The 24568-nt window shown below is 63.2% G+C and carries 23 protein-coding genes; 14 read left to right on the top strand and 9 right to left on the bottom strand.

Going from position 1 to position 24568, the window contains the following annotated elements:
* Positions 1-2: 2 nt before the first annotated feature.
* The 10 genes from NKH59_RS20330 to NKH59_RS20285 all read left to right on the top strand — a co-directional run bounded on the left by NKH59_RS20330 (position 3) and on the right by NKH59_RS20285 (position 9992).
* Positions 3-602, top strand: a complete 600-nt coding sequence (locus NKH59_RS20330; protein WP_353022863.1) for a VOC family protein — start codon at positions 3-5, stop codon at positions 600-602.
* 143 nt (positions 603-745) lie between these two features.
* Positions 746-3040: a bifunctional salicylyl-CoA 5-hydroxylase/oxidoreductase gene (locus NKH59_RS20325; protein WP_353022861.1), complete on the top strand. Its 2295-nt coding sequence runs from the start codon at positions 746-748 to the stop codon at positions 3038-3040.
* Complete coding sequence (locus NKH59_RS20320) at positions 3037-3810, top strand: SDR family NAD(P)-dependent oxidoreductase (RefSeq protein ID WP_353022859.1); 774 nt, start codon at positions 3037-3039, stop codon at positions 3808-3810. Before NKH59_RS20325 ends, NKH59_RS20320 begins: the two co-directional genes overlap by 4 nt.
* Positions 3804-4274, top strand: coding sequence for a MarR family winged helix-turn-helix transcriptional regulator (locus NKH59_RS20315; protein ID WP_023676834.1), 471 nt, complete (start codon positions 3804-3806; stop codon positions 4272-4274). The genes NKH59_RS20320 and NKH59_RS20315 overlap by 7 nt, the downstream gene beginning before the upstream one ends.
* Positions 4271-5083, top strand: a complete 813-nt coding sequence (locus NKH59_RS20310; RefSeq protein WP_353022857.1) for an enoyl-CoA hydratase family protein — start codon at positions 4271-4273, stop codon at positions 5081-5083. Before NKH59_RS20315 ends, NKH59_RS20310 begins: the two co-directional genes overlap by 4 nt.
* A gap of 218 nt (positions 5084-5301) precedes the next feature.
* Positions 5302-6450: an acyl-CoA dehydrogenase family protein gene (locus NKH59_RS20305; RefSeq protein ID WP_353022855.1), complete on the top strand. Its 1149-nt coding sequence runs from the start codon at positions 5302-5304 to the stop codon at positions 6448-6450.
* Positions 6451-6521: 71 nt separating this feature from the next.
* Positions 6522-6917, top strand: coding sequence for a RidA family protein (locus NKH59_RS20300; RefSeq protein WP_023676831.1), 396 nt, complete (start codon positions 6522-6524; stop codon positions 6915-6917).
* A 178-nt stretch (positions 6918-7095) separates the two neighbouring features.
* Positions 7096-7887 carry an ABC transporter substrate-binding protein gene (locus tag NKH59_RS20295; protein ID WP_352448543.1) on the top strand — a complete coding sequence of 264 codons (792 nt, stop codon included), beginning with the start codon at positions 7096-7098 and terminating at the stop codon, positions 7885-7887.
* A 108-nt stretch (positions 7888-7995) separates the two neighbouring features.
* Positions 7996-8670, top strand: coding sequence for an amino acid ABC transporter permease (locus NKH59_RS20290; RefSeq protein WP_353022853.1), 675 nt, complete (start codon positions 7996-7998; stop codon positions 8668-8670).
* Positions 8671-8699: 29 nt separating this feature from the next.
* Positions 8700-9992: a cysteine desulfurase-like protein gene (locus NKH59_RS20285; protein WP_352540468.1), complete on the top strand. Its 1293-nt coding sequence runs from the start codon at positions 8700-8702 to the stop codon at positions 9990-9992.
* Here NKH59_RS20285 and NKH59_RS20280 read toward each other — a convergent pair.
* Positions 9923-10795, bottom strand: a complete 873-nt coding sequence (locus NKH59_RS20280) for an NAD(P)H-dependent oxidoreductase (protein WP_352540503.1) — start codon at positions 10793-10795, stop codon at positions 9923-9925. The genes NKH59_RS20285 and NKH59_RS20280 overlap by 70 nt on opposite strands.
* Before the next feature lie 93 nt (positions 10796-10888).
* On the opposite strand from NKH59_RS20280, the gene NKH59_RS20275 reads away from it, so the two are divergent.
* Complete coding sequence (locus NKH59_RS20275; protein WP_353022851.1) at positions 10889-11809, top strand: LysR family transcriptional regulator; 921 nt, start codon at positions 10889-10891, stop codon at positions 11807-11809.
* 22 nt (positions 11810-11831) lie between these two features.
* On the opposite strand, the gene NKH59_RS20270 is transcribed toward NKH59_RS20275, so the two are convergent.
* The 6 genes from NKH59_RS20270 to NKH59_RS20245 form a co-directional block, all read right to left on the bottom strand.
* Positions 11832-12662, bottom strand: a complete 831-nt coding sequence (locus NKH59_RS20270; protein WP_353012018.1) for a dipeptide ABC transporter ATP-binding protein — start codon at positions 12660-12662, stop codon at positions 11832-11834.
* The gene (locus NKH59_RS20265; RefSeq protein WP_023676824.1) at positions 12659-13534 is read right to left on the bottom strand and encodes an ABC transporter ATP-binding protein; all 876 of its coding nucleotides are present in this window, start codon (positions 13532-13534) and stop codon (positions 12659-12661) included. The genes NKH59_RS20270 and NKH59_RS20265 overlap by 4 nt, the downstream gene beginning before the upstream one ends.
* Before the next feature lie 4 nt (positions 13535-13538).
* Positions 13539-14456, bottom strand: a complete 918-nt coding sequence (locus tag NKH59_RS20260; protein ID WP_023676823.1) for an ABC transporter permease subunit — start codon at positions 14454-14456, stop codon at positions 13539-13541.
* Position 14457: 1 nt separating this feature from the next.
* Positions 14458-15465 carry an ABC transporter permease subunit gene (locus tag NKH59_RS20255; RefSeq protein ID WP_023676822.1) on the bottom strand — a complete coding sequence of 336 codons (1008 nt, stop codon included), beginning with the start codon at positions 15463-15465 and terminating at the stop codon, positions 14458-14460.
* 58 nt (positions 15466-15523) lie between these two features.
* On the bottom strand, positions 15524-17116 hold the full coding sequence (locus tag NKH59_RS20250) for an ABC transporter substrate-binding protein (RefSeq protein WP_352448537.1): 1593 nt from the start codon (positions 17114-17116) through the stop codon (positions 15524-15526).
* A 94-nt stretch (positions 17117-17210) separates the two neighbouring features.
* Complete coding sequence (locus NKH59_RS20245) at positions 17211-17906, bottom strand: hypothetical protein (RefSeq protein WP_352836842.1); 696 nt, start codon at positions 17904-17906, stop codon at positions 17211-17213.
* A gap of 16 nt (positions 17907-17922) precedes the next feature.
* Here NKH59_RS20245 and NKH59_RS20240 point away from each other — a divergent pair, with 16 nt between their 5' ends.
* The gene (locus tag NKH59_RS20240) at positions 17923-19554 is read left to right on the top strand and encodes a long-chain-fatty-acid--CoA ligase (protein ID WP_353022849.1); all 1632 of its coding nucleotides are present in this window, start codon (positions 17923-17925) and stop codon (positions 19552-19554) included.
* Between the two features lie 7 nt (positions 19555-19561).
* A complete protein-coding gene (locus tag NKH59_RS20235) occupies positions 19562-20296 on the top strand; it encodes a class I SAM-dependent methyltransferase (RefSeq protein WP_353022847.1) in 735 nt (244 codons plus the stop codon).
* Here NKH59_RS20235 and NKH59_RS20230 read toward each other — a convergent pair.
* Complete coding sequence (locus NKH59_RS20230) at positions 20280-21002, bottom strand: HAD family hydrolase (RefSeq protein WP_352448533.1); 723 nt, start codon at positions 21000-21002, stop codon at positions 20280-20282. The genes NKH59_RS20235 and NKH59_RS20230 overlap by 17 nt on opposite strands.
* A gap of 5 nt (positions 21003-21007) precedes the next feature.
* Positions 21008-22651: a glucose-6-phosphate isomerase gene (gene pgi, locus NKH59_RS20225; RefSeq protein WP_353022846.1), complete on the bottom strand. Its 1644-nt coding sequence runs from the start codon at positions 22649-22651 to the stop codon at positions 21008-21010.
* 255 nt (positions 22652-22906) lie between these two features.
* Here pgi and pdxR point away from each other — a divergent pair, with 255 nt between their 5' ends.
* Complete coding sequence (pdxR, locus tag NKH59_RS20220) at positions 22907-24400, top strand: MocR-like pyridoxine biosynthesis transcription factor PdxR (RefSeq protein ID WP_023676815.1); 1494 nt, start codon at positions 22907-22909, stop codon at positions 24398-24400.
* Positions 24401-24568 lie beyond the last annotated feature (168 nt).

The raw sequence follows: 24568 nt of genomic DNA, 5'->3' as shown, positions 1-24568 counted from the left end.
ACATGAAGAATGCAATCCGCTACGCAGTGCTCACCGCCACCGTGCTGGGAGGCATCGGCACGGCTTACGCCAGTTCCATTCCCGGCATGCGTGGCCACGACCACACCGGCGTCACCGTCCCCGACATGGAGCAGGCGGTCGATTTCTTCACCGAGGTGGTTGGCTGCAAGAAGGCGATGTCGTTCGGCCCGTTCGCCGACGACAAGGGCACATTCATGCAGGATCTGCTGGGCGTCGATCCCAAGGCGGTGATCGAGGAGATCATCCTGGTCCGCTGCGGACACGGGTCGAACATCGAGCTGTTCAAATACACCGCGCCGGACCAGAAGGACCTGACGCCTCGCAACAGCGACATAGGCGGCTTCCATATCGCCTTCTATGTCGACGACATCGCCGCCGCAAAAGCTTATCTTGACGGCAAGGGCGTCAAGACGCGGATGGGGCCGCTGCCGGTTTCCGAAGGCCCGGCCGCCGGCCAGACCATCCTCTACTTCCAGGCGCCCTGGGGCTTGCAGTTGGAAGCGATCAGCTATCCCAATGGCATGGCCTATGAAAAAGATGCGGAGACGGTGCTGTGGAGCCCGAAGAACCCGGAAAAATAGCCCGGGGCGTCCCTGGCCTGCGCAAGCCGACTGCCGGCAAGCTGGGTTTCTGGGGCGGATTGTTTCAATCCTGAAACTTCAAGCTTGAATTAATCCGTCCCAGGCATAAACTCGACAAACAGAAGCGAAGAGGAGATCGCACGATGAAAGTTGCGGTTCTCGGCGGCGGACCAGCCGGGCTCTACTTTGCCATCTCGCTGAAGCTCAGGGATGCCGCGCATGAGGTCACGGTGTTCGAGCGCAACCGTGCCGATGATACGTTTGGCTGGGGCGTCGTGCTGTCGGCCGAAACGCTGGAGAACCTGACCAAAAACGACCCGGTCAGCGCCGTCTGGATCCGCAAGCATTTCGCCTATTGGGACGATATCGCCGTCATCCATGACGGCGTGCGCACGGTCTCGACCGGTCACGGCTTTTGCGGCATTGGCCGCAAGCGGCTGCTCACGTTGCTGCAGCGGCGGGCGCGCGAACTCGGCGTCAAGCTGGTCTTCGAAACCGACATCGCCGATCCCAAGCCATATATGGAGACGCACGAGCTGGTTGTCGCCGCCGACGGGTTGAACTCGAAAGCGCGGGGCGCCTTCGTCGACGTGTTCAAGCCCGATATCGACATTCGTAGATGCAAGTTCGTCTGGCTCGGCACCCACCAGAAATTCGACGACGCCTTCACCTTCATCTTCGAAAAGACCGAGCATGGCTGGGTGTGGGCGCATGCCTACCAGTTCGACAGCGATACCGCGACCTTCATCGTCGAATGCAGCGAGCAGACCTGGCAGCGCTTCGGCTTCGGCGCGATGTCGCAGCAGGAATCGATTGCCGTCTGCGAGCGCATCTTTGCCCGTCATCTCGGCGGCCACGCGCTGATGACCAACGCCAATCATATCCGCGGCTCGGCGTGGATCAATTTCCCGCGCGTCTTGTGCGAACGCTGGTCCTACAAGAACCTGGCGCTGATGGGCGACGCGGCGGCGAGCGCGCATTTCTCGATCGGTTCCGGCACCAAGCTGGCGCTGGAAAGCGCGGTGGCGCTGGCCGACTATGTCGAGTCCGAGCCAGACCTCGAGGCCGCCTTTAGCAAATATGAGGACGCCCGCCGCACCGAAGTGCTGAAGCTGCAGTCGGCGGCGCGCAATTCGCTCGAATGGTTCGAGGAGGTCGAGCGCTATCTCGGCCTCGATCCGGTGCAGTTCAACTATTCGCTGCTGACGCGTTCGCAACGCATCAGTCACGAGAATTTACGGCTGCGCGATGCCGAATGGCTGGCCGGCGCCGAGGAGTGGTTCCAGCGCCAGGCCGGCGCCGGGGGCAACAATCTGCGTCGCGCGCCGATGTTCGCGCCGTTCCGGCTGCGCGGCATGGGGCTGCAGAACCGCGTCGTCGTCTCACCGATGGCGCAGTACAAAGCGGTCGACGGCTGTCCGACCGATTGGCATTTCGCCCATTACGCCGAACGGGCCAAGGGCGGCGCCGGTCTCCTCTACATCGAGATGACGTGCGTCAGCGCGGAGGGCCGCATCACGCCTGGCTGCCCCGGTTTCTATGCGCCCGAGCATGAGGTCGCCTGGAAGCGGCTGGTCGAGTTCGTCCATGCCGAAACCGAGGCCAAGATCTGCGCCCAGATCGGCCATTCCGGTGCAAAGGGGTCGACCAGGCTCGGCTGGCAGGGAACCGACGTGCCGCTGCCCTCAGGCAATTGGCCCGTCATGGCAGCATCTTCCGTGCCGTGGTCGCGGGAAAACCAGGTGCCGAAGGCGATGGACCGCGCCGACATGGATATGGTGCGCGACCAGTTTGTCGCTTCGGCCGAGATGGCGGCGCGCTGCGGCTTCGACATGCTCGAAATCCACGCCGCGCACGGCTATCTCCTGTCCTCATTCATCACGCCCTTGACCAACCGGCGCACCGACTCCTATGGCGGCTCGCTGGAAAACCGCATGCGCTACCCCTTGGAAATCTTTCATGCGGTGCGCGCCGCGTGGCCGGCCGAGAAGCCGATCTCGATGCGCATCTCCGCCAATGACTGGCTGGGCATCGAAGGCGTGACGCCGGCCGATGCCGTAGAGATCGCGCGGCTGCTGCATGAGGCCGGCGTAGACATCTGCGACGTATCGGCCGGCCAGACGTCGGCCGTGGCAAGACCGGTCTATGGCCGCATGTTCCAGACGCCGTTTTCCGATCGCATCCGCAACGAGGTCGGCATGGCGACGATGGCGGTCGGCAATATCTATGAGCCGGACCACGTCAACTCGATCCTGATGGCGGGCCGTGCCGATCTCGTCGCGCTGGCTAGGCCGCATCTTGCCGATCCCTACTGGACGCTGCACGCGGCCGTCACGCTTGGCGATCGCGGCGTCAAATGGCCGGATCCCTATCTGCCCGGCCGCGACCAGCTCTACCGGGTGGCCGAACGCGAAGCGGCAGCGGGGTTGAAAGTATGAGTGCCGCGGTGACGATTTCGCGGCGTCATGCGCTGGTCACCGGCGGCGGCTCCGGCGTCGGCCGCGCGATCGCGCTGGCGCTGGCCGGCGCGGGCGTTAACGTGACCATCTGCGGCCGGCGCGTGGAGCCGCTTGCCGAGGTCGCCGCGGAGAACAAGTCCATCTTCGCCATTGCCGCCGACGTCACCGACGAGACGTCGATGGCGTCGCTCTACGAGGCCGCGGAAGCGGCACGCGGAGCGTTCGACATCGTCGTTGCCAATGCCGGCATGTCCGGCAGTGCCCCGGCGCAGCGGACCTCGCTGGCAGACTGGCAGCGCACGCTCGACGTCAACTTGACCGGTGCGTTCCTGACGGTGAAGCCGGCGTTGGCCGGCATGGCAGTGCGCAAGACTGGCCGTATCATCTTCGTCGCTTCCACCGCCGGACTGAAAGGCTATCCCTATGTCGCAGCTTACGTTGCCGCCAAGCATGGCGTCGTCGGCCTGATGCGGGCACTCGCCGTCGAGACCGCCAAGTCCGGCATAACAGTGAATGCCGTGTGCCCAGGGTTTGTCGAAACCGAGATGCTGGAGAGCACCGTCCAACGCATCGTCCAAACGACCGGCCGTTCGTCCGAGCAGGCACGGACGAGCCTAGCCGCGACCAACCCGCAAGGCCGCTTCATCCAGCCGGAAGAAATTGCGGCCGCGGTACTTTATCTGTGTGGCGACGCCGCCCGGTCGATTACCGGACAGACGATTTCGATCTCCGGAGGTGAGACATGGTAGCCGGTCCCCTGCCCGCCCCGTCCGGACCCGGCAAGGACCGCCTGCGGCTGTGGATACGCCTGCTGCGCGCCTCGCGCACCATCGAGGCCGAGCTGCGCGAACGACTGCGGCAAGAGTTCAACACAACGCTGCCGCGCTTCGACGTGATGGCCGCGCTCTACCGCGCGCCGGAGGGCATGCTGATGAGCGATCTTTCGCGCTTCCTGCTGGTGTCCAACGGCAATGTCACCGGCATCATCGACCGGCTGGTCTCGGAAGGGTTGGTGATGCGGGCCCGACGCAATGGCGACCGCCGCACCTCGATGGTGCGGCTGACGGAAGAGGGATCGAAGATTTTCGCCGTGATCGCCGCCGCGCATGAGAAATGGGTCGGCGAGTTGCTGGGCAATGTGAGCGAGGATGAGGCGCGCCGGCTGACCGGCATGCTGACCTCCTTCCGCAGCAATTGGGAGGGACGGGAATGACGAAGCTGGCCGGCCGCAAGCCGAAGCATTTCCACTGGCAGGTCGAAGGCAAGATCGCAAAGATCCGGCTCGATCGACCGGAGCGCAAGAACCCGCTGACTTTCGACAGTTATGCCGAATTGCGCGACATATTTCGCGACCTTGTCTACGCCGATGATGTCGATGCTGTGGTGGTCCTGCCCAATGGCGGCAATTTCTGCTCGGGCGGCGATGTCCACGAAATCATCGGCCCACTGGTCAAGATGGACATGAAGGCGCTGCTCGCCTTCACCCGCATGACGGGCGATTTCGTCAAGGCGATGCTGAATTGCGCCAAGCCGATTATTGCGGCGGTCGATGGCGTGGCGGTCGGCGCCGGCGCGATAATCGCCATGGCCTCCGATATCCGCATCGCCACGCCCCAGGCCAAGACAGCATTCCTGTTCACCCGCGTCGGCCTTGCCGGCTGCGACATGGGGGCCTGCGCGATCCTGCCGCGCATCATTGGCCAGGGCCGCGCCGCCGAGCTGCTCTATACCGGCCGCACGATGAGTGCCGAGGAAGGCGAGCGCTGGGGCTTCTACAACCGGCTGGTCGATACCGCAACGCTTGAGGCCGACGCGCTCGACATGGCCGCGCGCATCGTTTCCGGCCCGACCTTCGCCCATGGCATGACCAAGACGCAGCTGAACCAGGAATGGTCGATGGGTCTCGACCAGGCGATCGAAGCGGAAGCGCAGGCGCAGGCGATCTGCATGCAGACCCGCGATTTCGAGCGGGCGTACACGGCTTTCGTGGCCAAGGAGAAGCCGGTGTTCGAGGGAAATTGAGATGATCGCTTCCACGCTGGCGGGACAGCACCCCCCTCTGGCCTGCCGGCCATCTCCCCCTCAAGGGGGGAGATTGGATATCAGGCCCGCTTTCGCCAATCTCCAACATCGCAGGGAGAGCCGTGGCAGCGAAGCCGCCAATCTCCCCCCTAGAGATGTCCAGCAGGACAGAGGGGGGCGCCGTGGAGCGCCAGGGCCGGAGAATTGTGGAGGCAGCAATGCCTGACCGTTCCTTCCTCTCCTGGCCGTTCTTCGAGGATCGCCACCGCGATCTGGCGGAGCGGCTGGAGGCATGGTGCGCCAAGAACCTGCCGGTCGCGCATCACGATGTCGACGCGGCCTGCCGCGAGCTGGTGGCCAAGCTCGGCCAGGACGGCTGGCTGAAGCCGACGGCGCTCGACACCGAAAACCCCTCGCCGCTCGACGTGCGCACGCTCTGCCTCACGCGCGAGACGCTGGCCCGGCATGATGGGCTGGCCGATTTCGCCTTCGCGATGCAAGGGCTCGGCACCGGCGCGCTCAGCCTGTTCGGCTCGCCCGACCAGCAGAGCTGGCTGGCGAAGACACGGGCCGGCAAGGCGATTTCGGCTTTCGCGCTGTCGGAGCCGCGCTCGGGCTCGGACGTCGCCAATATGGAAATGACGGCCATGCGTGACGGCGACAGCTATCTCCTATCCGGCGAAAAGACCTGGATCTCCAACGGCGGTATCGCTGACTTTTATGTTGTCTTTGCCCGCACCGGCGAAGCGCCCGGCGCCAAGGGGCTTTCCGCCTTTGTCGTGCCTTCCGAAACCGAGGGGCTGATCGTTGCCGAGCGGCTGGAGGTGATCGCGCCGCACCCGCTCGCCCGGCTGTCCTTCGACAATGCACGCATTCCAGCCTCGGCGCTGATCGGCAAACCCGGTGACGGTTTTCGCATCGCGATGTCCGTGCTCGACGTGTTCCGTTCGACCGTCGGCGCAGCGGCGCTCGGCTTTGCCCGGCGCGCGCTGGACGAAAGCATCACAAGAGTGGCCGAGCGCAGGCTGTTCGGTGCGCCGATGGCCGAGCTGCAGATGGTGCAGGGCCACATCGCCGACATGGCGCTGGATGTCGATGCCGCCGCGTTGCTGGTCTATCGTGCCGCCTGGACCAAGGACATGGGCGCGGCTCGGGTTACCCGCGAAGCCGCCATGGCCAAGCTGTTCGCTACCGACAAAGCGCAGGAGGTGATCGACAGGGCTGTGCAGCTGCATGGCGGCGACGGCGTCCGCAAGGGCCATATCGTCGAAAGCCTGTATCGCGAGATCCGGGCGCTGCGCATCTACGAGGGAGCGTCCGATGTGCAGAAGGTGGTGATTGCACGGCAAGTGATGGGAGCGGCCTGAGACGGGAGTTTGCGTCAAATTATTGTCTTCGAGTTTTGAGCGACCGGATTTGAGCATTGGGAGGTTTTGACATGCACACCATCCTGCAGCCGGAAGGCTGGGCGAAACCCGTCGGCTACGCCAATGGCGTCGCCGCGCGTGGGCAGCTTGTCTTCGTCGGCGGGCAGGTCGGCTGGAACGGACAGGGCCGCTTCGAGACCGATGATCTTGTCGGCCAGGTGCGGCAGACGCTGGCCAATATTGTTGCTGTGCTCGCCGAGGCCGACGCCAAGCCGGAACATATCACCTCGATGACCTGGTACTTTACCGACAAGGCGGAATATTTGGCCAATCTCAAGGGGATCGGCGAGGTCTATCGCGAGGTGATCGGCCGGCATTTCCCGGCGATGGCCGCCATGCAGGTGATGGCGCTGGTCGAGGATCGCGCCAAGGTTGAGATCCAGGCCACGGCGGTTATTCCGGAGTGACGGCAACACGTGGCAATTTTTTAAGCTTAAAACTTTCGCCTTGAAAAGCGCGGTACTTTGGATAGCATCCAATGTCTTGCGACTGCCGTGCCGGGAGGGCTTTCCGGCAGTCCCGTCACTTGGCGCATCAAAACCGTGCGGGGCCAAACCCGTCCGATCATAACCAGAGGGAACGAGAATGAACTTCACCCGTCGCAACCTGCTGCTTCTTGCTGCCGCCATCGGCATCGCCGGCGGCCCGGCCTACGCCGAAGGCACGCTGAATGTCGGTGCCTATCCGACCAATCCGCCTTTTGAATACAAGAACGAGAGCGGCACGTTCGAGGGTTTCGAAGTCGACATCATCAATGAGGCGGCAAAGCGTATCGGCATGACCACTGATATCGCCGATCTCGGTTTCCAGGCGCTGTTCGCCGCCACCACCTCGAAGCGCATCGACGTCGCCATCTCGTCGATCACCATCACGCCGGAGCGGCTGAAGTCTCAGTCGTTCACGCAGCCCTACTATGATTCCGACATGGGCATCGCCGCGAAGGCCGACAGCCCGATCAAGGCCGAGGCCGACCTCAAGGGCAAGATCGTCGGCGTGCTGTCCGGCTCGACCGGCGAAGCCTGGGTCAAGGCCCACCAGGAAGCGGACGGGTTCAGTGACGTCAAGGGCTACGACACGCAGCAGAATTTGCTGCTCGATCTCAGCTCAGGCCGCGTCGATGCGGCGGTCAGCGATATTCCGGGCCTGGAATATTCTTTCACCAGGATGAAGGATCTCGCCGTAAAAGAGCGCATCAAGACCGGCGAGCAGTACGGTCTGATGATGACCAAGGACCACCCGCTGCTCGGCAAGCTGAACGACGCGCTGACCGCGATGAAGAAGGACGGCACGCTGGCCGCGATCCACAAGAAGTGGTTCGGCAGCGACGCACCTGCTGATTCCTCGACCGTCAAGGAAATTCCTATGCCGAAGGCCTGAGCGGCAGTTCACGCTTAAATATCGTGCCGGCTTCGATGCCGGCACGATTTCGGATTTCGGGCTCGGGCTCGAGCGTCGCGGGACGCCAAACGTTTCGGAAATGCTGCGATGTCGCTGCTGGACACCTTCTTCAACGCCGACGTCATGGTCTCCAGCCTGCCGGCGCTGTTGCGCGGCTTCCTGAACACCCTGCTGCTCGGAATCATGAGCATCGGCATCGGTATTCCCGTCGGCCTCGCGATCAGCCTGGTGCGGCTCTATGCGTCAAAGCCGCTTCGGCTGCTGGCTGTCGGCTACATTGACATTTTCCGGGCGATGCCGGTGCTGGTCGTGCTGATCCTGATCTACTATGCGCTGCCGTTCCTCGGCATTCGCCTGTCATCGTGGACGTCCGCGGTGATGGCCTTCGCCATCATCATGGCGGCCTATTCGGCCGAGGTGTTCCGCTCCGGTATAGAGAGCATTCCGCGCGGCCAGTTCGAGGCGGCGCAGGCGCTCGGCCTGCCGTTCTTGCTGACCTTGCGCAAGGTAGTGCTGCCGCAGGCGATCCGCGTCGTCATTCCGCCAATGACCAGCAATTGCGTTTCGATGTTCAAGGATACTTCGCTCGCTTCCACCGTGGCGCTGCCCGAACTGCTGAAAGAAGCGACCAACGCGCAATCGCTCTATGCCAATCCTTCACCGCTGATCGGCGCGGCGCTGGTCTATCTCATCTTTCTCTGGCCGATGGTCCGTCTCGTCAGCCTCCTTGAACGCCGCTTTCAAACCGAAAAGACCCGCTAATCTGTCAGCGCACTTCGCAGGAGACGACCTTGAACCAGCATCAGATTTCGAAAACCGGCGATGCCGCAGCTTTCCCGGTCGAGACGATCCGCGCCATGTTTCCCGCCTTGCAGCAAGCCGGGGACTTCGTCTTCATGGACAATGCAGCCGGCGCGCAGATCCCGCAAAGCGTGCTCGATGCGGTCACCAACCATTTGGTCGCGCATAATGTGCAGCGCGGCGGCCGCTATGGCCGCAGCGTCACCGTCGACCAAGCCGTCGCCGGCGCTCGCGAAAGCGTGGCCTTGCTGATCAACGCCACCAACCCGGCGGAGATCTGTTTCGGCATGAACGCCACTTCGTTCATCCGCCTGGTCAGCCTCGGCATCGGCCAGATGCTTTCCGAGCGCCCAAACGGGGAGCGTGACGAGATCGTCATCACCGACATGGATCACGACGCCAATATCGCGACGTGGCTGGCGCTGGCGCCCGCCGGCGCCAAGTTCAAATGGTGGCGGATGCGCGACGACGGCAATCTGCATGTCGACGATTTGCGCCCGCTGGTCTCAGAGCGCACCCGGCTCGTCGCCTGCACGGTCACGGCGCATTCGATCGGCTCGATTGTCGACGTTGCCTCCGTGGCTGCGATTGCGCATGCGGCAGGCGCCGAAGTGTTCCTCGACTGCGTGCATTACGGGCCGCACGGGCTGATCGATGTGCAGGCCTGGGATTGCGACTATCTCGTCTGCTCCGGCTACAAGAATTTCTCGCCGCATATGGGCTTCCTGTGGGGCCGCTTCGAAACACTGAAGCGCTTGCCGACCTTCCGCGAGGATTTCATCCCCGACGAGCCGCCCCACAAAATCGAAGCCGGCACGTTCATCTACGAGAACGTCTCCGGCATGGATGCCGCGGTGCGTTACCTCGAATCGATCGGCCGCAATTTCTTGTCCGAGAATAACCGGTCGCGCCGCGACAACATCGTCGCCGGCATGAATGCAATCCGCGACTACGAACAGGTGCTGGCGCGCGAAATGCTGGCGGTGCTCAAGGATTGCGGCGCGACGATCTACGGCGTGGCCGAAGAGGCACGCCTCAGCGAGCGCGTGCCGACCTTCTGCTTCAATGTCGGCACGCTATCGCCGCAGAGGATCGTCGAGGAAATGGCCGAGATGCAGATCGGCATTCGCGACGGCCACATGTATGCGCCGCGTCTGATGAAGCGGCTCAACCTCGGCATGGACAGCGGCGCCGTGCGCGCCTCGCTGGTGCATTACAATACGATCGAGGAAGTCCGGCGCTTCGGCGAGGCGCTGCGCACCATCATCGCCCGGCTGTCCTGATCGGAGTGGGCGGCGGCGCCGGCGCGATCCTCGTGAAGCGCAAAGGCGGTCGCACCCGGGTTCTCCAAGCCGGGGCGCAATTGCATGCTTGGGATCAAGTAATCGCCGCCATTCTGCTGCCGATAACGAATGGGCCGGATTGTCTCGAGCGTTCGCATCCTTTCGCGCAGTCGCTCCGCGACAGGCTCGAAATCCGCCTCCCCGAAACGGTCCACCCTGTAAACCACGAACGGCGGAAGCACGTCGTAGCCCGGATAGTATAGAATCCCGTGATTGATCGGGAACAGCAGGTCGTCGATCGGGCCGTTGACGCCGCGGGCGGAGTAATGCTCTTCCCAGCCGCCTGCGGTCACGATCAGCATTGCGCGCTTGCCGGCGAGCGTTCCCTCACCAAAGCGGTCACCCCACCGCTTGTCGCTGTGCTCGCCAACGCCATAGGCGAAGCCGTAGGCGTACACGCGATCGACCCAGCCCTTGAGGATCGCCGGCATGGCGTACCACCACAGCGGGAACTGGAGGATCAGGGTGTCGGCCCATAGCAGCTTGTCGATCTCGGCTTTGACGTCATCGGTCAGAGTGTTGGTCGCAAAAGCCTTTTTGGAGGCGCCGGCCGGCAGGAAGCGTGCTTCGGGCGGCCACGACGGAAAGTCGGCACGGTCCACCTCGGCTTTCCACCCATCGGCGTAGAGGTCAGACACCCGCACCTCGTGGCCCTGGGCCTCGAGTTCCCTGATGGCGACGTCACGCAGCGCGCCGTTGAGCGAACGCGGTTCAGGATGAGCAAAAACAAGCAGGACTTTCATGGGTCTACTCCGAAGAAGGACGATAGACACCAAAGGTAGCGAGCCGCGGGCTGATCCACTACATGTAGGAAATGTATAAGATAATGCCGAATAATGGATAGATCGGACGTCACTCTCGAGCGCATGCGCACCTTCGTTCGCGTCGCCGAGCGCGGCAGCCTCTCGGCGGTGGCGCGCGAGCTCGGAGTTGGGCAGTCGACGGTCACACGGCATTTGCGAGAACTCGAGGAGGCCGTCGGAGTGCCCTTGCTCAGCAGGACCACCCGGCGCGTCACGATGACCGATGAAGGCAGCCGTTACTATGGCGACAGCGTCCAGATCCTGCGCCTCGTTGAGCAGGCCGGCGATGAGGCGCGGGGCACGCGCGGCGCGTCGGCCGGCACGATCCGGATATCCTGCACGGCGGCGCTCGGGGTCTTGCACGTCAGCCGGCTGATCTTCGCCTTTCAGGACCGCTATCCCGATATCGGCATCGATCTCAGCCTCACCGACGAGCGCATCGATCTTGTGCGGGAGGGCGTCGACATTGCGCTTCGCCTGGGTCCGCTCACCGACAGCTCAATGAAACTGCGGGCGCTCGGGCAATCCCGGCGTCTGCTGGTGGCGGCGCCGGCCTATCTGGCGGCGCGGGGCAGACCGGCTGTCCCGCAGGATCTGCCTGGCCATGAAGGCATCCGGATGTCGAACATCGCAGGAAGCGACACACTCGCCCTGCAGGGGCCGGTCGGCAAACGCTTTGCGGTGCCCTTTGGCGGTCGATTTCGCGTCGACCATGGGCTTGCCGCGCGCGAAGCCATTGTCGCCGGGCGCGGTATCGCACCCGCCCACCATTGGCTTGTCGACGATCTCCTGGCGGCCGGCCGGCTGGAAGTGGTCCTGCCGGGCTATTTTCCGCCTCCCGTCCCGCTGAGCATGCTGATCGTTCCGGAGCGTGCGGGCATTGCCCGGGTGCGGCTGCTGGTCGACTTTCTCGCCGAGCAGATCTCCGGCATTCCGGGGATCGAGAAGCGGTAGCCGGCCGGCAAACCTCGCCGGATCAGGCGGCCTTCTTTTTCGCCAACCTTGCCTTGATGCTGGCAACGTCGGCACGCGGCGTCGCCGCGAATAGCGTCCTGGTGTAGCTGTGCTTGGGGTCGGCGAAGACCTCGTCGCGCGAGCCGTATTCGACCGCCTCGCCGAAATACATTACCATCACGTCGTCGGCGATGTAGCGTACCACCGACAGGTCGTGGCTGATGAAAACATAGGTCAGCTGAAACTCGTCCTGCAGGTCGGCGAGCAGGTTCAGCACCTGCGCCTGCACCGAAAGATCAAGTGCCGAGACCGGCTCGTCCAGCACCAGAAGGCTGGGGTTGAGCATCAGCGCGCGGGCGATGGCGATCCGCTGGCGCTGGCCGCCCGAAAACATATGCGGGTAGCGATTAAAGTGCTCGGGGCCGAGACCGACCTTCTTTAGCATCTTCATGGCAAGATCGCGCCGCTCGTCGGCCGTGCTGTCGGTGTTGATGAGCAGCGGCTCGGCAAGCACGTCGCCGATCTTCTGGCGTGGATTGAGCGAACCATAAGGGTTTTGGAAGACGATCTGGACCTTGCGGCGCATTTCCTTCGACAGGCCGTTCCTGCCGATGTCTACCCTCTTGCCGTCGATGAAAAGCTCGCCGGAGGTCGCCGGGTCGATCAGGGTGATGATGCGGGCGAGTGTTGACTTGCCGCAGCCGCTCTCGCCGACGATGGCCAGCGTCTTGCCCTTGTCGACGCTGAACGAAACACCCTTGACGGCATGAACCGTACGGGAGGGGCGGAAAAGCCCGCCACCGACATGATAGTCGCGCACGATGTTCTTGCCTTCGACTACCGTCACGCTCATGAGGCGGTTCCTCCTGCGGACCGGGCTGCGACTACAGATGGGGCCGGCTCGAACAGCATGTCGGAAACAGTAGGCAATCGGTCGCCGACGGCGTTTTCCGGCAGCGCCGACAGGAGCGCGCGCGTGTAGTTGCTCTTGGGGGACTCGAACAGCGACAGCACGTCGGCCTCTTCCATCTTGCGGCCCTTGTACTGGACGATGACACGGTCGGCGGTCTCGGCAACCACCCCCATATTGTGGGTGATCATGATCAGGCCCATGCCATATTTGGCCTGCAGGCCGACCAGCAGATCGAGGATCTGCTTCTGGATGGTGACGTCGAGCGCCGTGGTTGGCTCGTCGGCGATCAAAAGCTTGGGATTGCAGGCGATGGCGATGGCGATCATGACGCGCTGACACTGACCACCCGACATTTGGTGCGGGAAGGAGCCCAGCCGTTCCTCGGGGTCGGCGATGCCGACCAACTTCATCAATTCGATGGCACGCGCCCGGCGCTGGGCGCGGTCCATGCCCATATGGAAGCGCAGCACCTCCTCGATCTGGAAGCCGACGGTGAAGCACGGGTTGAGGCTGGCGACCGGCTCCTGGAAGATCATCGAAATGTCCTTGCCGACGATCTTGCGCCGCTCGGATGGGCCGAGCTTGAGCAGGTCGATGCCGTCGAAGGCCATGCGGTCGGCCCTCACCGTCGCGGTGTTGGGCAAAAGCCCCATCACCGCCAGCATCGCCACCGACTTGCCCGAACCGGATTCGCCGACGATCGCCAGCACCTCGCGCGGTTCGACCGACAGGTCGATGCCTTGTACCGCCATGAATGGTCCAGCGGCGGTGTCGAAGGAAACGGTCAGGTTCTTGATCTCGAGAAGAGGCATTGGATTATGACCTCTTCAGCTTGGGATCGAAGGCATCGCGCAAGCCATCGCCGATCAGATTGATGGCCAGCACAGTGATCAGGATAGCAAGGCCGGGGAAGGTCACCACCCAAGGCGCGCGCAGGATGAACTCGCGCGCCGAGGCGAGCATCGTGCCCCATTCCGGCGTCGGCGGCTGCGCACCGACACCGAGGAAGCCGAGCGCCGCAGCCTCGAGAATAGCATTGGAGAAGGACAACGTCGCCTGCACGATCAGCGGTGCCAGGCAGTTCGGCAGGATCGTCCTCACCATCAAGCGAAGATGACCGGCACCAGCCACCTTGGCGGAGATGACATATTCGCGGTTCTTTTCGGCCATCACGGCGGCGCGGGTGAGGCGCGCAAAATGCGGCTGCAGCACCAGCGCGATCGCCAGCATGGCATTGAACAGGCCGGGGCCAAGGATCGCCACCAGCACCAGCGCCAGAAGCAGCGACGGGAAGGCCAGGATGATATCCATGATGCGCATGATCAGCGTGTCGACCCAGCCGCGGAAATAGCCGGCGAGCACGCCAAGCACGATGCCGCTGGTGAGCGAGAAGACGACGACCACCAGGCCGATGAACAGCGAGAAACGCGCCCCGAAGATCAGCCGCGAAAGCATGTCGCGGCCGACCGCGTCGGTGCCGAGCAGGAACATCGATTTGCCGCCTTCCTGCCAGGCAGGGGGTGCCAGCAGCGCATCGCGAAACTGCTCGTCGGGCGAATGTGGGGCGACGAACGGCGCAAAGATCGCCACCAGCACCAGCGCCGAAAACACGACAAGGCCGATGACCGCGCCGGTGTTCATCGAGAAGTAGTGCCAGAACTCGGCGAAAGCGCGTTGCCTGCCGCCTGTCGGGATGGAGGCGGCGGTAGCTTCGGCGGCGGATTCGTCGGTCATCTCACTGCACCCGGATGCGCGGATTGATGACGGCGTAGAGCACGTCGACGATCAGGTTCACCGCCATGACGATCAGCGCGATGATCAGCAATCCGCTCTGGACGACGACATAGTCGCGCTTGCCGATGGCATCGATCATCCATTTGCCGATGCCCGGCCAGGAAAAAATGGTCTCAGTCAGAATGGCGCCCGCCATCAAGGTGCCGACCTGCAGTCCAATGGTGGTGACTACCGGGATCAGCGCGTTGCGAAAAGCGTGCAGACCGATGACGCGGCGCGGCGCCAGGCCCTTGGCGCGCGCGGTGCGGACATAGTCCTCGCCCAGCACCTCGAGCATCGCCGAGCGCGTCTGGCGCGCTATGACGGCAAGCGGGATCGTCGCCAGCACGATCGACGGCAGGATCAAATGGCTGACGGCAGATTTGAAAGCGCCGCTCCTGCCGGAGATCAGGCTGTCGATGAGCATGAACCCGGTCGTCGGCCTGAAGAAATACTGCAGGCCGATGCGGCCGGAAACCGGCGTCCAGCCGAGATAGCCGGAGAAGAAGATAATGAGCAGCAACCCCCACCAGAAGATCGGCATCGAATATCCGGTCAGCGCGACACCCATCGTAGCCTGGTCGAACCACGAGCCGCGCTTGACCGCGGCGAAGATACCGGCAGGAATGCCGAGCAGGACGGCGATGATCAACGCCACTGTCGCCAGTTCCAGCGTGGCTGGAAACAGCGCCTGGAATTCGCCGAGCACTGGCCGCTTGGTGGCAATAGATATGCCGAAATCGCCGGTCAGGACCCTGCCGATATATTCCAGGTATTGGATGACATAGGGCCGGTTGTAGCCGAACTGCTCGATGAGCTGGGCGTAGCGCTCGGGGCTGACGCCGCGCTCGCCCGCCAGGGCCAGGATAGGATCGCCGGGCAGAAGCCGGACGAAAGCAAACGCCGCCAGCGATATGCCGAACACGGTCGGGATGATCAAAGCGAGCTTGTGGAGGAGATAACGGAGCATCTTGCTTCATAGAACGGCGGCGCGGGAAGTCCAGCGCCGCCGTTCAATTTCTCAGGACTTATTCGGTGACGTCGACGCCGTCAAACCGATGAATGCCGAGCGGGTCCATAACGAAGCCCGACACCTTCTTGTTCATCGGCATGAAGACCTTGGAGTGGGCGATGGTCAGCCACGGAGCCTCACGCTTGAACACCACCTGAGCTTCCTCGTAGATCTTGGTGCGCTCGGCGACGTCCGTCGTCGCCTTGCCTTTTTTCAGCAGGGCTTCGAATTCCTGGTTGCACCAGATCGCATAATTGGACTGGCCGATGGCATCGCAACCGAGCAGGAAAAAGAAGTTGTCCGGATCGCCATTGTCACCGGTCCAGCCCAGTTGGAAGGCGCCGTCGCGATCCTTAGCCTTGCCGCGCTGGCGATACTCGGTCCATTCGTAACTGACGATCTCCGCCTTGACGCCGACGGCGGCATAGTCGGCCTGGATCAACTCGGCGACGCGCTGGGCGTTCGGGTTGTAGGGGCGGCTGACCGGCATAGCCCAGATCTTCATCGACAGATCCTTGACGCCTGCATCGGCCAGCATCTTCTTGGCCGCCTCCGGATCATAGGGATCGTCCTTGATGTCCTTGTTATAGGACCACATGGTCGGCGGGATCGGGTTGATGGCCGGCGCGCCGGCGCCCTGATAGACCGCGTCGATGATCGCCTTCTTGTTTACCGCCATGTTGAGGGCCTTGCGGACCTCGACCTTGTCGAAGGGCGGCTGCGTCGTGTTGTAAGCCATGTAGCCGATGTTCAGGCCTTCCTGCTCGTCGACCTTGAGGTTCGCGTCAGCCTGCAGTCCGGCAATGTCGGCCGGCGCCGGGTATGACATGATATCGCACTCGCCCGCCTTCAGCTTCTGCGCGCGTACGGCCGGATCGGGCGTGATGGCGAAGATCAGATCGTCGATCTTCTGTCGCCCGCCATAGTAGCCGTCCCATGCTGCATAGCGCACGACCGCATCGACCTGATAGTCGACGAACTGGAACGGACCAGTGCCGACCGGCTTCTGGGTGAACTGCTGCCTGGTGCCGGCCTTGTCGAGTTGGTCGGCATATTCCTTGGAGACGATCGAGGCGAAATCCATGCCGAGGTCCGGCAGGAACGCGACTTCAGGCTTGTTCAGCACGAATTTCACCGTCAGGTCGTCGACCTTGACGATTTCCTTCAGGAGATCGGGAAAGCCCATGCCGGTGAAATATTCCCAGCCGGTGCCTTCCAGATAGCTGTACCACGGGCTTTCTTTCTTCCACTGGCGTTCGAAGGAAAAGATCACGTCGTCGGCGTTGAGGTCGCGCGTCGGCGTGAAATAATCGGTCGTCTGGAATTTCACACCCGGGCGAAGCTTGAAGGTGTATTCGAGACCGTCGTCGGAAACCGTCCAGCTCTCGGCCAGGCCGGGCGAGATGGTGGTCTTGCCATGCTCGAACTCGACCAGGCGCGAATAGATGGTGCGCGACGAGGCGTCGAAGTCGTTGCCGCCGCTCCATGGCGACGGGTCGAAGCCGGCCGGCGAAGCCTCCGAGCAATAGACCAGTTGTTTTGCATTGGCCATGCCGCCGAGGACGCTTGCAGCCAGCAACGCGGCTGCAAAAGTCAGTTTCTTTTTCATTGAGCACTCCCTGATGTTCTTCCAAGCCCCTCTATCAGGCTCGCGAAGGCCGCATATAAGCACCGTTTTTCTAGCTTTGGAACTGCTTGTTTGCCTAACCCACGGGAAGCAGAAAAAAATTCCGGCACGCGGCAAATTGTGGAAAAAACGAGCCGAATCCGCAGATCACGACATTATTAGCGACTTCAATTTTTTGTTGATCGGCGATGCCGCCAATTGTGGGAATCGAGCCGTTCGGTTCAAGAGATGCGCATCCGAAAACCGGTCGCGGCCGAGAGGTTTGACGGCAAGTCTTACCGCACTCCAGGTGGCGAGGCTTGCACGGCCGTCGCTTGTGGCAATACATAGATAGGTGGGCAGCGTGCCGGATTTTCCCACGTTCCGGACATTGCGGCAAGCGTGGGATATCGTTGTGATCAGGGCGGTGGTGGCGCGCAAGCATGCCGAAACAATAAGAACGATTGAGGGAGCGACAGGTGGCAAAACCGGCAAAGACAACCAACGCGGCGAAAGCAAAGGCCGAGGCAACATCGAAAGCAGTCAAGTCAAAAGCGGCGGCCGCCAAGCCGACGGCCACCGCGAAGGCAAGCGCGAAGCCGGCGGCGAAGACCACGGCTGGAGCGGCTGCTAAACCGGCAACCGGCAAGACGGCGCCTGCTGCAAAGTCTGCCGCCAAGCCGGCGGCGAAGGCAGTGCCGACAGCGCCACGACTGCCGGCAGGTCCGGCCAAGAGATTACCAAAGGCGATCACGTCGCTGGCCGCCGGCCTGCCGGAAAAACCGTGGCTCAAGAGTTATCCAAAGATCGTGCCGGCCGAGATCGGCGCCCTGCCCTCCAGCTCGATCGGCGACTTTCTCGTCACCGTGTGCAAGCAGTTTGCAAGCCGGCCGGCCTTCGTCTGCATGGGCAAATCGATCACCTATGCCGACCTCGAGCGACAGTCGGCCGCCTTCGGCGCCTATCTGCAATCAACGGGGCTGCAGAAGGGCGCGCGCGTCGCGCTGATGATGCCGAATGTGCTGCAATATCCGGTGGCGATGATGGCAGTGCTTCGCGCCGGCTATGTCGTGGTAAACATCAATCCGCTCTACACGCCGCGCGAGCTGGAGCACCAGCTCAAGGATTCCGGCGCTCAAGCCATTGTCATCCTCGAAAATTTTGCCTGCACCCTGCAAGCGGTGATCGCCAGGACCGCGGTCAAGCATGTCGTGGTTGCCTCGATGGGCGACATGCTCGGCGGGCTCAAGGGAACGATCGTCAACTTCGTTGTGCGCCGCGTCAAGAAGATGGTGCCGGCATGGTCGCTGCCCGGCCATGTCAAGTTCAACGCCGCGCTGAAGGCGGGCACCGGCAAGGCCTTCAGGCCCGCAAGGGTCGCGGCCGACGACATCGCCTTCCTGCAATACACGGGCGGCACGACCGGCATCTCCAAGGGCGCGATGCTTTTGCACAGCAACATTTTGGCGAACGTCGCGCAGAACGCGCTGTGGGCCGAAGACGCTTTTACCGTCAAGCCGAAGCCGGCGCATCTGAACTTCCTCTGCGCGCTGCCGCTCTATCACATTTTTGCGCTGACGGCGAACGTGCTGGTAGGCATGCAGCAAGGCGCGCAGAATGTCCTCATCCCCAATCCGCGCGACATTCCCGGCTTCGTCAAGGAGCTGCAGAAATACCCGATCCACATCTTTCCGGGCCTCAACACGCTGTTCAATGCGCTGCTCAATAATGAGGATTTTCGCAAGCTCGATTTCAAGCCGCTGATCCTGACGCTGGGTGGCGGCATGCCGGTGCAGAGGGCCATCGCCGAACGCTGGAAGGTGCTGACCGGCTGCCCGATCAGCGAGGCCTACGGGCTCACCGAGACCTCGCCGGGAGCAACGATCAACAAATTCAGCGACGGCGTTTACACCGGCACGATCGGCCTGCCGCTGCCCTCGACCGAGATCGCGATCCGCGACGACGACGGCAACAATTTGCCGCTCGGCGAAGTCGGCGAAATCTGCATCCGCGGACCGCAGGTGATGGCCGGCTACTGGAACCGGCCGGACGAGACCGCCAAGGTGATGACCGAGGACGGCTTCTTCAAATCGGGCGACATGGGCTTCATGGACGAGCTTGGCTACACCAAGATCGTCGACCGCAAGAAGGACATGATCCTGGTTTCCGGCTTCAACGTCTATCCGAACGAACTCGAGGAAGTGGTGGCGCAGCATCCAGGCGTACTCGAAGTTGCCGCGATCGGCGTGCCGGACGAGCATTCGGGTGAAGTGCCGAAGCTGTTCGTCGTCAAGAAGGACCCGGCACTGACCGCCGACATGCTGACGGCTTATTGCCGTGAGAACCTGACCGGCTACAAGCGTCCCAGGTATATTGAGTTCCGCACCGAGCTGCCGAAGACACCGGTCGGCAAGATCCTGCGCCGGGCGTTGCGGGGCTAGGCGCAGCTTGAGCGATTGCATCGCCGGCGCCAACGCCGTGAGCATAGGTTCGCGCCCGGACCCGGCACAGTTCATCCGGGCGAACATGCGGATCGCCCCCGTGCCCGCGCTTCCCGAAATTCGGCTTTACACCGCCCATCCGGGAAGCGGGCTCAGGCGGCTTCTCGAATGGAACCAACATGCGACCGAAGAAGACGGACCTGAACCGGAGCCACCGTACTGGGCCTATGTCTGGGCCGGCGGCGCGGTGCTCGCCCGCTACATATTCGACCGGCCGGAGACCGTGGCCGGCCGTCGCGTGCTCGACCTCGGCGCCGGTTCGGGTCTCGTCGGCATTGCAGCGGCAAAAGCCGGGGCAAGCGCGGTCGTCGCGGCCGAGATCGATCGCAACAGTGTGGTTGCGCTCGGCCTCAACGCGACTGCGAACGGCGTCGCTATCATGATCATTGGCGAAGACATCACCAGCGGTCCGCCGCCACCGGTGGATGTCGTGGTGGTCGGCGACCTGTTCTACGCCAATGATCTCGCCGGCCGGGTCGTCCCCTTCCTCGACCGCTGCCTTGCAGCCGGCATCGCCGTGCTGATCGGCGATCCGGGCCGCGCCTATCTGCCCCGCTCGCGGCTTCGCCTGCTGGCCGAATACGAGGTGCCGGATGTCGGCGAAGGCAGGAATGCGGCGATGAAACCGAGCGGCGTGTTCTCGTTCGGACTAGCTAGCTGCGAGTCTAGACTGTCTCGCTGACCCGCGCCGAAAGAAAATCAGGCAGGTCGGCCACCGAATCCAGAATGACGTCGGCTATCTGGGACAGCGATTCACGTGTGCCGGTGCCGGACAGCACGCCGACCGCCAGACCGCAGCCGCCCGCCCGCGCCATTTCAAGATCGTGACGGTTGTCGCCGACCATGGCGATTGCCGAGGGCCTGAGCCCCGTCAGATCAGAGAAGGCAAGGATCGTATCCGGCGCCGGTTTTGGATTGGCCACCGCGTCGTAACCATAGGCGGCGTCGAAAAGCTGCGCGACGCCCAGCGTGACCAGGGTCTTTTCCGCGCCGCTGGTCGAGTCGTTGGTGGCGACACCAAGCCGGTAGGATTTTCTGTGAAGCAGGCCAAGCGTCTCGACCACGCCCGGCAGCGCCACCGCCATTGCCGATCCTTGCGCCGAGGTGATGGCGTTGAAGCGGGCGACGGCAAGCATCTGGTCCTCGTCGGACAGCCGTGGAAACCACAGCTCGACGACGTCCATGTTGGTGCCGGAGGCAAAAATCGAATCCGGCTTGAAGCGCTTGGTGGCGAAGTCGAAGCCCGCCGCCGCAAGCAGCCTGTCTGCTTTCCAGCGATCGCCTTCGGCCGCATCCATCGCCATGAAGTCGGCGATGCCCAGCCATGTCGCGTTGAAATCTACGAGCGTGCCGTCCTTGTCGAACAATATTCCCTTGATGTCCGCCAAGCTTTTCACTCCGGGCCGCGCAAGCGGTGGATGTATTCCACCAGTCCAGCAGTCGAGGCATCCCGCTTTGCGGCGTTCTCCTTGCCTTCAACGACGGGCAGCAGCCCGGTCGCCAGTTCCTTGCCGAGCTCGACACCCCACTGGTCGAAGGAGTTGATGTTGAACAGCGTGCCTTCGACGAAGACGCGGTGTTCGTAAAGCGCAATCAGCCGTCCGAACGTGTGGGGGTCGAGTTTCCTGTAGAGGATCGTCACTGAGGGGCGGTCGCCGGAGAAGACGCGGTGCGGAGCAATCCTGTCGACATCGGCCGGCTTCATGCCTTTCGCCAGCATCTGCGCTCGGGCTTCCTCAAGCGTGCGGCCCTTCATGAAGGCTTCCGACTGCGCCAGGCAATTGGCAAGCAGAAGGTCGTGGTGATGCTTCAGTTCCGGCTCGTGGCCGACGGCAGCGGCGAGGAATTCGACCGGAATGAAATCGGTGCCCTGATGCAGAAGTTGGAAGAAGGCATGCTGGCCATTGGTGCCGGGCTCGCCCCAGACCAGCGGGCCGGTCGGCGTCGTTACAGCGCCGCCGTCCAGGGTGACGCTCTTGCCGTTCGATTCCATGTCGAGCTGCTGCAGATAGGCCGGCAGCCTGGACAGACGCTGATCGTAGGGGATGACGGCGCGAGCGGGGTATTTGCAGATCACGCGGTGCCACCAGCCAATCAGCCCCATCAGCGCCGGCAGGTTCTTCGCCAGCGGGGCGGTGCGGAAATGCTCGTCCATCTCATGGGCGCCGTCGAGAAAGGCGCGAAAATCCTTCGGGCCGATGGCGATCATCACCGGCAGACCGATCGCACCCCAGACGGAATAGCGCCCGCCGACCCAGTCCCAGAAGCCGAAGACGCGATCGGGCGCGATGCCGAATTTGGCGACCAGGTCGAGCGCCGTCGAGACGGCGGCGAAATGCTTGCCGACCGCTTCCTTGCCGAGCGCCTTCTCGACCCATCTGCGCGCGGTTTCGGCATTGGTCATCGTCTCGACCGTGGTGAAGGTCTTGGAGGCGATGATGAACAGGGTGGTTTCGGCGGAAAGACCCTTCAGCGTGTCGTGGATATGGGCACCGTCGATATTGGATACGTAATGCGCGCGCGGCCCGTCATGATAGGGCGCCAGCGCCAGCGTCGCCATGGCCGGGCCGAGATCGGAGCCGCCGATGCCGATGTTGACGATGTCGGTGATCTTCTTGCCGGTCGCGCCGGCCGCCTTGCCGGAACGCACCGCGTCGGCGAAGGCACCCATCGCGTCGAGTACGGCAAGGACTTCCGCCTTCACGTCCTGGCCGTCGAGCACGATGCCCTTGCCGGTCAGGTTGCGCAGCGCCGTGTGCAGCACGGCGCGGCCTTCAGTGACGTTGATCTTCTTGCCGGCAAACATCGCGTCGCGCCGGCCTTCGAGGTCAGCGGCCTCAGCCAGTTTCTCCAGCAACTCCATAGTCCGCGCATCGACCGCGCATTTCGACCAGTCGAGCAGCAGGTCGCCCTCACTGGCGGAGAATTTCTCGAAGCGCTGCGGATCGGCAGCGAAAGCCTCGCGCATCGAGCCCGATTTGGCCGCACGGTGATCGCGCAATGCGTCGAGCTGCTTTTGAAAGGACGATTGATCCACTGCTTCGCTCCGGTCTCTTGAGATGCATCTTATCAGGCCGGATGTTTCCGGCGCGTGTCGTCGCGGCAAACTATCGGGTCGAATCCCATCTGTTTCAATGCGCAGCGATGCCGCAGCGCAGCGTGGGCCGGCTCAAAGGATCACTGGCATAAATCCCAGCGATCAGAAAAATTGATTGGCGCAACACCTTGTGCCACCGGTACATTCGACTGGTCCAGCCATGTGAAAAAAGCTGGCCATCGAGGAACATCTCCCATGCCACAGCGAAACGACACGGCCATTTGGTCCGGCCTGTTCCGGATTTCGGCGGAATCCGGTCAGACCCTGCAGGCGCAGATCCGCCAGGCGATCGTCGCCGCCATCCTCGACCGGCAGATCGCGGCTTCCATGCCGCTTCCGTCCTGCCGGATTCTTGCCGAAAAACTCGGCGTGGCGCGCGGCACCGTGGTGCTGGCCTTCCAGCAGCTGGTCGACCAGGGCTTCCTGGTGGCGCGCGAGCGCCGCGGCCATTTCGTCAATCCCGAAGTGCTGGCGACGCCGGCCAAGCCGCACCAGAAGGCGCCCGACCAGGCCAACGAGATCGACTGGAAGGCGCGTCGGCAGATCGCGGCGAGCGACATGCCGCCGCCGGCCAAGCACGACAACTGGATCAAGTCGTCATACCCCTTCGTCTATGGCCAATTCGACCCGGCGCTGTTCCCGACCGCCGAATGGCGCGAGTGCAACCGCATGGCGTTGGCGGTGCTCGAAATCCGCAACTGGGCATCCGACATGGTCGACCGCGACGATCCGCTCCTGATCGAGCAGATCCAGGCACGGCTGCTGCCGCGACGCGGCATCTTCGCCAATCCGGACGAGATCATCGTGACGTTGGGCGCGCAGAACGCGCTTTACATGCTGGCGACGCTGTTGATGACCAAGGGCTCCAAGGTGGCGATGGAGGACCCGGGCTATCCCGATGCACGTTCGATCTTCCGGCTGGCCGGCGCCGAGATCCAGCCGGTTCCGGTCGACCACTCCGGCATCGTAACCTCGGCCATTCCCAATGATTCCGGCTTCGTCTTCGTCACGCCCAGCCACCATTGCCCGACCATGGTGCCGCTGTCGGCGGAGCGGCGGCAGGAGCTTTTGGCGCGCGCCAACCGGCACAACCAGATCATCATCGAGGACGGATATGACAGCCAGCTCCTGGACGAGGCGCCGCAGCAGGCGCTGAAGAGCCTCGATCGCTCCGGCCGCGTCGTCTATGTCGGCTCGATGTCGAAGACGCTGGCTCCCGGCCTGAGGCTTGGCTACATCGTCGCCTCGGCCGGGCTGATCTCCGAGCTTCGGGCGCTACGCCGCTTCATGCTGCGCCATCCGCCGGCGAACAACCAGCGCGCCGTGGCGCTCTTCCTGTCGCTCGGCCATCACGAGGCGCTGGTGCGGCGGCTGTCGAGCGCCTTCGACGAGAGGCGCAAGCGTCTGGTCCATGCGATTTCCGCCTTCCTACCGGAGTGGCGCTCGACCGATTCGGCCGGCGGCACGTCCCTCTGGCTCGAGGGGCCGCGCGGCACCGATTCGCGCGGGCTGGCGGAGGCCGCGGCCTCGCGCAGCGTCATCATCGAGCCTGGCGACCGCTTCTTCGACCGCACCGAAAAGCCATCGCGTTTCATGCGCTTGGGCATTTCCTCGATCGCGTTGCAGCACATCGAACCCGGCATCCGCGAACTGGCGACGGCAGCTGGACGCAGGCCGGCAGCGGCCTGATCTCCCTTCCCCGACCGGAGCCTGGCGCATGTGGTGCGGCTCCGGTTCTTTAGCTCCTTGGCATATTCGACGGGACCGGCTGGCACATAGGCTGTGCCAATGCCGGCGGCATAGTCGCTGTGTAGAGGGACGAAGCAGGCCGATGGTGGACCAACCGCCGCGAGTTCC

The sequence above is a fragment of the Mesorhizobium sp. M0998 genome, assembly GCF_040318885.1.
GTDB lineage: Bacteria > Pseudomonadota > Alphaproteobacteria > Rhizobiales > Rhizobiaceae > Mesorhizobium.
The sequence above is the reverse complement of the archived record's forward strand: the minus strand, read 5'-3'. Positions and strand labels throughout refer to the sequence as shown.